This is a genomic window from Billgrantia sp. Q4P2 (assembly GCF_052806135.1).
In genome coordinates, this window is sequence record NZ_JBRBAI010000007.1 from 75,073 (window position 1) to 86,436 (window position 11,364).

The window sequence follows — 11,364 nt, forward strand, 5'->3', positions numbered from 1 at the left end:
GGCCTGGCAGCCCCCATGCTGTGCACTGACGACAACGCAACGAGGAACAGCAGATGGCAACGGTACTGGCCTTCGATGTCTACGGCACCTTGATCGATACCCACGGCGTGGTCACCGAGCTGGAAGAGCGGCTCGGCAAAACCGGCAAGGGGGAAATGGCCGCCGAGTTCTCACGGCGCTGGCGCGACAAGAAGCTGGAATACAGCTTCCGCCGCGGCCTGATGGGGGCCTACGTGCCGTTCGGGCAGTGCACTCGCGAAGCGCTGGATTTCACCGATCGTGCCTTGCAGACGCAGCTGTCGGACGTCGACAAGGACCACCTGATGACGGTCTATGCCCGCCTGCCGGCCTTTGCCGAGACCACAGGTGCCCTCGAGAGGCTGGCTGCTACCGGTATGCGCTGCGTGGCCTTTTCCAATGGCACTCGGGAGGCGGTCGAGGGCCTGCTCGAACAGGCCGGTATTCGCGAGCGCTTCGAAGACGTGATCAGCGTCGATGAGATCAAGCGCTTCAAGCCCGATCCCGCCGTCTACGCGCATCTGCGCAACCGTCTGGAGGTGCCCCCCGGCGATACCTGGCTGATTTCGAGCAACCCCTTCGACGTGATCGGGGCCCGCCACGCCGGGCTTCACGCCGCCTGGGTGCGGCGCAGTCTCGACGCTCCCTTCGACCCCTGGGGCATCGAGCCGGACCTGACCGTTACCGATCTGGACGCACTGTCGGACCGGCTGGGCTAAGCAAGGGCCCTATTCCCGCTGCCGGTACGCCTCGACCAGCCGGTTACGCTCGTGCTCTTCGTAGAAGCTGGGATCGTCGTACAGGTCGGGCCGGCTCAGTCTGGCTCGGCAGGTTGCAACATCACTACCGCCAGCGGCGGTAGCGTCATCGATAGGCTGGCGGTTTGGCCGTGAAGTGGCGTGTCCTCGGCTTGCAATTGACCCATGTTGCCCAGGTTCGAGCCGCCGTAACACTCGGCATCGCTGTTGAGAATCTCCTGCCAGCATCCGGGCCGAGGCACGCCCAGGCGATAGCGTTCTCGAGGAATCGGCGTCATGTTGGCGACGATCAGCAGCGGTTTCCCCGTAGCGCTCCAACGCAGCCAGGCGAAGACGCTATTGGTGTCGTCGTTGCTTACCACCCAGGTGAAACCGTGAGGGTCGAAGTCGCATTCGTGCAGTGCAGGATGCGCAACGTAGAGATGGTTGAGGTCGATGAGCAGTTGGCGAACACCGCTATGGCGTGGTTCTCCGAGCAGGAACCAGTCGAGTTCGCGGTCATGGCTCCATTCGCGCCACTGGCCGAACTCGCAGCCCATGAACAGCAGCTTCTTGCCGGGCTGTGTCCACATGGTGGCGAGGTAGGCGCGCAGGTTGGCGAACTGCTGCCACTCGTCGCCGGGCATCTTGCCGATCAGCGACCCCTTGCCATGCACCACCTCGTCGTGGGAGATCGGCAGCACGTAGCGCTCCGAGAAGGCATAGACCATGGGAAAGGTCATGTTGTGATGATGATAGCGGCGATGGATGGGGTCCTCGCCGATGTAGCTCAGGGTGTCGTGCATCCAGCCCATGTTCCACTTGTAGGCGAAGCCAAGCCCACCCTCGGCGGTCGGCTGGGTGACGCCGGGCCAGGCCGTGGACTCCTCGGCAATCACCAGCGCGCCGGGGGCTTCCTCGCTGACGACATCGTTGAGATGGCGCAGGAAGTCGATCGCCTCCAGGTTCTCGTGGCCGCCGTGCTTGTTGGGGATCCACTCGCCCTCGTTGCGCGAGTAGTTGCGGTAGAGCATCGAGGCGACGGCATCGACGCGCAGCGCATCGATGTGAAAGTGACGCAGCCAGTGCAGCGCCGAGGCCAGCAGGAAGCCATGTACCTCACGCCTGCCCCAGTTGTAGATGAAGGTGTCCCAATCCTGGTGGAAGCCCTCGAAGGGGTGCTCGTACTCGTAGAGGGCGGTGCCGTCGAAGCGTGCCAGGCCGTGGGGGTCGGTGGGAAAGTGGGCCGGCACCCAGTCGAGCACCACGCCGAGTCCCGCCCGATGGCACTCGTCGACGAAGTAGGCGAAGTCGGCGGGCGTGCCGAAGCGCCCACTGGGCGCGAACTGGCTCAGCGGCTGATAGCCCCAGGATCCGCCGAACGGATGTTCCATGATGGGCAGCAGTTCGACGTGGGTGAAGCCCATTTCCTGCACATAGGGAATCAGGTGCTCGGCCAGCTCGCGCCAGCCGTAGAGCTCGCCGTTGTCGCCACCATGCTTGCGCCACGAGGCGGCGTGTACCTCGTAGATGCTGATCGGCCGGTTCGGTGCATGCCTTTCGCCCCGATGGGCGAGCCATTCGTCGTCGTGCCAGGTGAAAGACCGGGTGTCGGCCACCACTGAGGCGGTATTCGGTGGGGTCTCGGTGGAAAGCGCCACGGGATCGGCGCGCAGGCCGAGGGCGCCCTGCGCATCGAGAATCTCGTACTTGTACGATTCTCCGGGCCCGATACGCGGCACGAACAGCTCCCACACGCCCGCAGGATGGCGCAGGCGCATCACATGGCGGCGCCCGTCCCAACTGTTGAAATTGCCCACTACCGAGACCCGTCGGGCATTGGGCGCCCAGACGGCGAAGCGCACACCCTCCACGCCATCCACTTCCATGGGCTGGGCTCCGAGACACTGGCCCAGGCAGCGGTGAGTTCCCTCGCCGATCAGGTAGAGGTCCATTTCGCCGAGCAGCAGGCCGAAGCCGTAGGGGTCCTCGGTCAGTTGCTCACCGGAGGGCCAACGGATACGCAAGGTGTAGGGAGCCGCATACGGCAGCCGGCCGGCAAACAGGCCGGGAACCTGCATGCCCGTCAGGCAGCAGCGAAAGCTACCGTCCTGGCGGTCGAGCACGTCGACGCCCAGTGCGCCGGGCAGGAAAACCCTCAGCAAGGGGCCATCCTCGCGCTCATGGACGCCGAGTACCGAAAACGGATCGCCATGGGTGCCGCGCGCCAGGGCCTCCGCTTCTTCCTCGGGCAGCCACAGGCTCGGGTCTGGCACAAGCCTGGCGGTGAGATCAGACATCGGGTTCTCCTTCATCCAACTGTTCGACCAGCGCCGCCAGGCCACGCAGCGGCACGCTCAGCCAGGCAGGACGATTGGATATTTCGTAGGCGATTTCGTAGGCGGTCTTCTCGAGGACGAACAGATCGACCGCGGCGGCCGGGCCGGCCGGATGCTTCCATTCGTGCGGCAATGCTTGCGTGGCCTGCCAATAGGCGTTGAGGAAGGCCTGACGAGCGCGAAGCAGGCAACGTTCCGCCACTTCGTGGCCGTGATCGTCCTGCAACTCCTCACCCTCGCCCCCCGGGCGTACCTCCTCCACCCTGGCGAAGGCATAGTCGAAGGAGCGCAACATCCCCGACACGTCCCGCAGCGGGCTGTCCTTGACGCGACGCTCCTCCAGTGGACGGTCGGGCTCGCCCTCGAAATCGATGATGTAGGCGTCGTGGTGTGCTACCAGCACCTGGCCCAGATGCAGGTCACCGTGGATTCGCGTCAGCAGGCTGCCCTTGGCCAACCCGGCGATGGAATCGATGGCGGCCGGAAGCGAGTCGCGGCTTGCCATGATCTGGCCGATCAAATGTCGCTCGGCTTCGTCGCAGTGCTTCGCATGGTGCTCGAGCAGCGCCAGGGCTTCTTCGATGCGCTCCCTCACCCGGCGCGTCCATTGTTCGACATGGGCGTCTGAAGCGATTTGCGGGCGGAAGGCCGGGTCATCGCTGGGAGAGGCCAGCACGACATGCATCTCGCCCAGGCGTTTGCCCAGCGTGGTGGCGAAAGTCTCCAGCTCCTCGCAGGCGCCGTAACCCGTCTCTTCGAGGACTCCTTCATGCCCCTGGTCCTGATCGACCATGGCCTCGCGAACCGCACGTCCCAACGTGGCACGGAACCATGCCCAGGCATCGCCCTGGTTGTCGATGAAGCGCTGCAGGACCATCAGCGTCTGGGGCGTTCCCTGTGCATCGAAGCGTGCCGCCTCGCCGTGCAGCGCCGCGATATGGGTGAAGCCGCGCTCGGTGAGATAACGACCGATCTCTGCCTCCGGGTGAATCCCCGGCTCCACCCTGCGAAATAGCTTGAGTACCAGCTGGCGGCCAATGATGACCGAGCTGTTGGACTGCTCCGCGCTCTGCTGCTCCATTTCGAGGGTTTCGGGTAGTTCCAGATCGGTGAATACGGACGTGGGCAGGAAGCGGATCTCACCGCTGCCGCAGGGCAACTTGGCGCCTTGTCGCATGGCATCGAGAACCGCCAGGGCAAAGGCATCCAGCGTCAGCGCATCGGTCAGTAGCCCCACTTCGTGGAAGCGGCGAACGCGGGCCATGGCGAGCTGCTGGGGCAGGGCGCTGGTCTGCTCCTCCTCGCCGAGAAACGCCAGCGGCAACTGGTAGCGCTCGATGCCCCCGGTGTGGTGGACCTCGAGCTCGGAAATCAGCATGACGTGCTGGCTGTGCTCGAGTCGGGCCACGTAGAGCATGCGCACCTGGTCGATATGGGCCTGCTTGGCGGCGAACCAGCGTCGCTTGGGCAGGTAGCTGGGCAGGGTTTCACGCTCGAGCAGCTGCCGCGCCGGGGCCTGGAAGATCTCCTCGAGACGTTTCTTGATGATCAGTGTGACGTATTCCGGCATGGGCTCGGGCGCCGGCACGTGCCACTCCGGCATGGCGGATTCGGGCGCCAATAGGAACCAGAAGAAGCCATAGGGCGGCAGCGTCAGCAGGTACGGCGTCCGCCCGATCGGCGGAAAGGCACTGCCGCCGACCATCTCCACCGGCACCTGGCCGGCGAAGGTGGAGAGGTCGAGTTCCACCGCCTGGGCGGTGCGTGCCATGTTGGCCACGCACAGCAGCGTCTCCGTGTCGCCATCGTCGAGCGTCATTTCGCGAAGGTAGGCGAGAATGTGTCGATTGGCCGGGTAGAGTGGCCGCATGGTGCCGCGGCTGAAGGCCCGGTGCTGGGCGCGCACCGCGAGCAGGCGGCGCATGGTGTTCAACAGCGAGTGCGGGTCGCGCAGCTGGGCTTCGACGTTGACGGCCTGGTAGCCGTAGAGCGGGTCCATGATCGCCGGCAGCACGAGGCTTGCCGGGTCGGCACGGGAGAAGCCGCCGTTGCGGTCCACCGACCATTGCATCGGTGTGCGCACGCCGTCGCGGTCGCCGAGGTAGATGTTGTCGCCCATGCCGATCTCGTCGCCGTAGTAGAGCACCGGTGTGCCCGGCATCGACAGCAGCAGGCTATTGAGCAGTTCGACACGCCTGCGGTCGCGCTCGAGCAGCGGTGCCAGGCGCCGGCGTATCCCCAGGTTGATGCGTGCCCGGCGATCGGCGGCGTAGTGGTTCCAGAGGTAGTCGCGCTCCTTGTCGGTGACCATCTCCAGCGTCAGCTCGTCATGATTGCGCAGGAAGATCGCCCACTGGCAGATCGCCGGTATCTCGGGTGTCTGCCGCAGGATATCGGTGATCGGGAAGCGATCCTCCTGGGCCAGCGCCATGTACATGCGTGGCATCAACGGGAAATGGAAGGCCATGTGGCACTCGTCGCCATCGCCGAAATAGGGTCGGGTGTCCTCCGGCCACTGGTTGGCCTCGGCGAGCAGCATGCGGTCCGGGTAGCGCTCGTCGATCACCGCGCGGATCTTCTTGAGTACCTCGTGGGTCTCGGGCAGGTTCTCGTTGTTGGTGCCCTCGCGCTCGACGAGATAAGGAATGGCATCCAGGCGCAGGCCGTCGACGCCCATATCGAGCCAGTACTCCATCACCTTCAGCACTTCGCCGAGCACCTGGGGGTTGTCGAAGTTGAGGTCCGGCTGGTGGGAGTAGAAACGGTGCCAGTAATAGGCGCCCGCCACCGGGTCCCAGCTCCAGTTCGACGACTCGGTATCGAGAAAGATGATGCGCGTGCCTGGATATTTCTGGTCGCTGTCAGACCAGACGTAGAAGTCGCGTTCCGGCGATCCCGGCGGCGCCCGTCGTGCGCGCTGGAACCATTCATGCTGATCGGAGGTGTGGTTGATGACCAGCTCGGTGAGCACACGCAGGCCGCGCCCGTGTGCCTCGTCGATGAAGCGCTGGGCATCCGCCAGGGTGCCGTAATCGGGGCTGACGCTGGTGTATTCGGCGATGTCATAGCCATCGTCGCGGCGTGGCGAGGGATAGAACGGCAGTACCCAGATCGTGTTCACCCCCAGGCTGACGATATAGTCCAGTTTCTCAATCAGCCCTTCGAAGTCGCCGATGCCGTCGTCATTGGCGTCGAAGAACGACTTCACGTGGACCTGATAGACCACGGCATCCTTGTACCAGAGGGGGTCGTCGAGGAAATCGAGGGTATTGACGGCGTGCGATTCGCTGCTGGCATCCATCATGGCCTTGCCCTCTTTGTGTAGGTACGAATCACAGTGGCTAGTGAACCGGGCGGATGCGCCAGATGGCGAATGGCAGATGCCACGGTTCGAGTCGTAGCGATTGCCACTTGCCGTGCCAGGTCCAGCGATATCCACTCATCAGGTCCTCTCCCTGCAAGGCGGCGTCGTCGGGCAGGCCGAACTCCCACAGCGGTAACTCGAACACCCCTTCCTGAGCCTCGAACGGGTCAAGGTTGATGGCGGCGAGAATGAAGTTGTCGCGCGCTTCGGTACGCTTGCCGAAGAGCAGGATCTTTTCGTTGTGCACCGTGTAGAAGGCCAGGCCCAAGTGGGTCTGGAGCGCCGGGTTTTCCCGGCGGATGCGGTTGAGCTGGGCGATCTCGTAGGTGATGTTGCCGGGCGCGGTATAGTCGCGTGGCCGAATTTCGTACTTCTCCGAATCGAGATACTCCTCCTTGCCCGGCACCGGTTCGCCCTCGCACAGCTCGAAGCCGGAATACATTCCCCAGGAGCCCGCCCCCAGGGCAGCGAGAGCGGCTCGCAGCAGGAAACCGGGCCGTCCCGAAGACTGCAGGAAGTAGGGATTGATGTCCGGTGTATTGACGAAGAAATTGGGCCGGTAGCCCTCGCGCAGCGGCGATTCGTTGAGCTGGGTTAAGTACTCGGTCAGTTCCTGCTTGGTATGGCGCCAGGTGAAGTAGGTGTAGCTCTGGTTGAAACCCAGCTTGCCGAGTCGCAGCATCATCGCTGGCCGTGTGAAGGCCTCGGCCAGAAAGATCACCGATGGGTCGCGGCGGCGAATGTCGCCAATCAGCCATTCCCAGAAGGGCAGTGGCTTGGTATGGGGGTTGTCGACGCGGAATATCTTCACGCCTTCGTCGATCCAGCCCTGTACGATGTCGCGCAGCTCGATCCAGAGCGAAGGGATTGCCTCCTCGGCATAGAAATCGACGTTGACGATGTCCTGATATTTCTTGGGCGGGTTCTCCGCGTAGCGGATAGACCCATCGGGACGCCATGAGAACCAGCCGGGGTGTTCCTCGAGCCAGGGATGGTCGGGCGAGCACTGGATGGCGAAGTCCAGCGCGACTTCCAGGCCATGATCGGCTGCAGCGCGGACCAGATCACGGAAATCGTCTCGCGTGCCAAGTTCCGGATGTATCGATTCATGACCTCCCTCCTTGCTACCGATGGCGTAGGGGCTGCCGGGATCGTCCGGCCCTGCTTCAAGTGAGTTGTTGGGTCCCTTCCTGTGCGTGCGCCCGACGGGGTGGATGGGCGGAAAATAGAGGACGTCGAAGCCCATGTCGCGAATCATGGGGAGGCGTGCGTGTACGTCACGAAAGGTACCGTGACGGTGTGGGCTGTCGGTTTCCGAGCGGGGAAACAGCTCGTACCAGCTCGAGTAACGCGCCTCGAGGCGCTCTACCTCCAGGGGGTAGAGGGCATCGCTTTGGGTCAGGTGCGGACGGGCATCCGCTTCGTGCATCAGCTGCGCCGTATCGGCGTCGAGTAGCAGCGCGACCCGCTCGGTGTCGTGTTCGAGCTGCTGGAAGCGCTCATGCAGGGTATCGAGCGCCTCCCTGAGCACACCTTCGCTGCGCTCCATGGCCTTGATGACCAACCGCCGGCCCTCCTCGAGTTCGAGTCCGACCGGCACTCCCGCCTGGTATTTCTTGGAAAGCTCGTTGTGGTAGGTACCGTAGGTATCCCACCAGGCCTCGATGTAGAAACCGTGTCTTCCCACCCTGCGAGGCGTGAAGCAACCCTGATAGAGGTCGCGCCCGCGTGGCTGCACCGCATGCATGGGCTTCCTCTGCTGCCGTCCTTCGTCGTCGTACCAGCAAACGGCGGCGGCCAGTACGTCATGCCCATCGGCAAAGATGGTGGCGGTGACGACGACGGGTTCATCGACGATGGCCTTGGCGGCGAATCGACCAAGATCGAGCGATGGCTGCACGGCCTCGATGGCGATGCGAGGGGTGTGGATGGCGGCCATGACATCGCTCAGGAACTGCTCCTGTGACTGGCCGGACCCTGGAACCGTATACGCAGGTGAACTCATCACGGGCTCCTTGTCTGTCGTTCTTCCTGCCACCGCTCGGGGACGAGGCGGATTCAAGCTGGAATATCGGCGTCCCCTGGGCTGCTCTGCTTCAGCTCGAACAGCATCAGCGAATGGCTCTCCACCGTTTGGGCATCTTCGAAATGACGCAGGACGGGCTCGATTTCCCGGGGCCGGCTGGTATCGAGGTGGCAGATCCAGCCCTTGCCCCGGGGCACCTCGGGCAGGCGAAAGGTGATCGGCTCGGGGTGGCCATTGAACAGCATCAGCAATGAACGGTCGTCGCCGGCACGGCGGATTCCCGATGGCCGGGCGCGGCCATCCAGCAGCAGGCCGAGGCTGCGCGCTTCGGGGTTTTCCCATCGCTGCACGTCCATTTCGCTGCCGTCGGGGGCGAGCCAGGTGACTTCCTTGAGCCCCATTTCCTCGTTGTACTCACCGGAGAGGAAACGACCGCGACGCAGGATGGGATAGCGCAGGCGCAGCTCGATGAGCCGTCGCAGGTACTCGATCGTGTCATGGGCATCGCCATCGAGGTTCCAGTCGAGCCAGCTGACCTCGTTGTCCTGACAGTAGGCATTGTTGTTGCCCTGCTGGGTGCGCAGCATCTCGTCGCCGGCGAGCAGCATCGGGGTGCCCTGCGAGAGCAACAGGGTGGCGAGAAAGTTGCGGATCTGGCGCAGGCGCAGCGATTGGATGGCGCTATCATCGGTTGGACCTTCCTCGCCGTGGTTCCACGACAGATTGTGGTCGTGGCCGTCCTGGTTGTCCTCGCCGTTGGCCTCGTTGTGCTTGTCGTCGTAGGCCACCAGGTCGTACAGCGTGAAGCCGTCGTGGGCGGTAACGAAGTTGACCGAGGCGAAGGGACGCCGCCCGCGCCGATCGAACAGGTCCGCCGAGCCCATCAACCGCGAGGCGAGCTCGGCCAGTTGGCCTTCGTCGCCGCGCCAGAAAGCCCGAACGGTATCGCGGAAACGGTCGTTCCACTCCGCCCAGCCCGGCGGAAAGCCGCCTACCTGATAGCCGCCGGGGCCGCAGTCCCACGGCTCGGCGATCAGCTTGACCTGGCTGAGCACCGGGTCCTGGCGGCAGGAGTCGAGGAAGCCCCCGCCCTCGTCGAAGCCATGGGGCTCGCGGCCGAGTATCGTCGCCAGGTCGAAGCGGAAACCGTCGACGCGCATCTCGGTGGCCCAGTAGCGCAGCGAGTCGGTAACCATCTGCAGCACCCTGGAATGGCTCAGGTTCAGCGTATTGCCGGTGCCGGTATCGTCGATGTAGTAGCGCGGTTCGTCCGGCAGCAGTCGGTAGTAGGAGGCGTTGTCGATGCCCTTGAGCGACAGGGTCGGGCCGAGTTCGTTGCCTTCTGCGGTGTGGTTGTAGACCACATCGAGGATCACCTCGAGGTCGGCGGCGTGGTAACAGGCCACCATCTGCTTGAACTCGTTGATGTTCACGCCCGACAGGTAGCGCGAATGAGGGGCGAAGAAGCCCAGGGTGTTGTAGCCCCAGTAGTTGCGCAGACCGCGCTCGAGCAGTTGCTGGTCGTCGACGAAGGCGTGAATCGGCAGCAGTTCCACCGATGACACGCCGAGCGAGCGGATGTAGTCCACCACTTCGTTGACCATCAGTCCCGAAAAGGTACCGCGCAGCGCCTCGGGTACCGCAGGATGACGCATGGTGTAGCCGCGCACGTGGGTCTCGTAGATCACGGTACGGTCCCACGGCTGCTGAATGTCACGGGAACGCCCCCAGGTGAAGGCAGGGTCGATCACCCGGCAGCGCGGCATGAAGGGGGCGCTGTCGCGCTCGTCGAAGCTCAGGTCGCCATCGGGATGCCCTACGGTGTAGCCAAACAGGGCGCCGTCCCAGGTCAGCTCGCCGACGAGCTGCTTGGCGTAGGGGTCGAGCAGCAACTTGGTGGGGTTGAAGCGATGCCCCGCCTCGGGGGCATAGGGGCCATGCACCCGATAGCCATAGAGCTGTCCCGGGCGCGCATCGGGCAGGTAGCCGTGCCACACCTCGTCGGTGTACTCGGGCAGTTCGATGCGCTCGAGCTCCTGGATCCCGTTGTCATCGAACAGGCACAACTCTACCCGGGTGGCGTTGGCCGAGAACAGGGCGAAATTCACGCCCAGCCCGTCCCAGGTCGCGCCCAGTGGGAACGGCCAGCCCTCGCGCACGCGCGAGCGTCGGATCACGCCGGGGGGCTCGTCGACCGCGGCGGCGGGTTCGTTCTCTTGCGGCTCTTGCCTCGTGCTCATCGTCTATCGTCCTTGATTACCTTGGGCGTCATGCCCTGCCCACTTGCTTCTGACTTCGGGCTATCGCGTTCAGGTCTTCGTGCGTCCGCCTCGGCCCGTCCCCTTGCCGCTTTTGGAAATGCCCGCGGAGGCTTTCGACTTCGTCGTGCTGCCTGCCTTGGCCATACGCTTGCCTCCGCTCCCGGCCGTCTTTCCCGGTACCTGGGAAGTATCGGTGGCATCGGGCTGGGTCAGGCCATCGGCGGCGCGCCGCGGCTTGCGGGTGCGCTTGGCAGTCGCGGACTCCGGCGGCAGCGGCTCCATCGGTCCCGGGCTGGCGCGATCCTGCACCGGCTCGTCCCGGGCCACGTCGCGGTAGGGCAGTTCGTCGAAGTCGGGCTCGCCGTTGGGGGAATCCAGCGGCAGGCGATTCTCCTGGATGCCGGTCTCGTCATCCTCCAGCGGCAGGTCGTCCTCGAGGAGGGGCGGTTCCTCCACCGGTTCGCCGACCTCGTCGAGATCGACGTCGATGCCTTCTTCTTCCTCGGCAACGACGATCCTCAGTGCCATGTCCCAATGGCGTTGCTGCTGTCCTTCGGGGCGCCCTTCCGATTCCCAGATCTTGTAGGCCAGGTTCCGTACGCGTTCTTCATTAGCCATC

The 11,364-nt window shown here is 64.2% G+C and carries 6 protein-coding genes; 1 reads left to right on the plus strand and 5 read right to left on the minus strand.

Going from position 1 to position 11,364, the window contains the following annotated elements:
• Nucleotides 1–53: 53 nt before the first annotated feature.
• Nucleotides 54–737, plus strand: coding sequence for a haloacid dehalogenase type II (locus ACUY1T_RS13635; protein WP_446023657.1), 684 nt, complete (start codon nucleotides 54–56; stop codon nucleotides 735–737).
• A gap of 95 nt (nucleotides 738–832) precedes the next feature.
• Here ACUY1T_RS13635 and glgB read toward each other — a convergent pair whose 3' ends face one another.
• From glgB to ACUY1T_RS13660, 5 genes are all read right to left on the minus strand, one after another.
• Complete coding sequence (gene glgB / locus ACUY1T_RS13640; RefSeq protein ID WP_446023659.1) at nucleotides 833–3,055, minus strand: 1,4-alpha-glucan branching protein GlgB; 2,223 nt, start codon at nucleotides 3,053–3,055, stop codon at nucleotides 833–835.
• Nucleotides 3,048–6,398: a maltose alpha-D-glucosyltransferase gene (gene treS, locus ACUY1T_RS13645; protein WP_446023661.1), complete on the minus strand. Its 3,351-nt coding sequence runs from the start codon at nucleotides 6,396–6,398 to the stop codon at nucleotides 3,048–3,050. Before treS ends, glgB begins: the two co-directional genes overlap by 8 nt.
• A gap of 37 nt (nucleotides 6,399–6,435) precedes the next feature.
• The gene (locus ACUY1T_RS13650; RefSeq protein WP_446023662.1) at nucleotides 6,436–8,463 is read right to left on the minus strand and encodes an alpha-1,4-glucan--maltose-1-phosphate maltosyltransferase; all 2,028 of its coding nucleotides are present in this window, start codon (nucleotides 8,461–8,463) and stop codon (nucleotides 6,436–6,438) included.
• A gap of 53 nt (nucleotides 8,464–8,516) precedes the next feature.
• A complete protein-coding gene (gene glgX / locus ACUY1T_RS13655) occupies nucleotides 8,517–10,724 on the minus strand; it encodes a glycogen debranching protein GlgX (protein ID WP_446023663.1) in 2,208 nt (735 codons plus the stop codon).
• A gap of 69 nt (nucleotides 10,725–10,793) precedes the next feature.
• Nucleotides 10,794–11,363: a DUF2934 domain-containing protein gene (locus ACUY1T_RS13660; RefSeq protein WP_446023665.1), complete on the minus strand. Its 570-nt coding sequence runs from the start codon at nucleotides 11,361–11,363 to the stop codon at nucleotides 10,794–10,796.
• Nucleotide 11,364 lies beyond the last annotated feature (1 nt).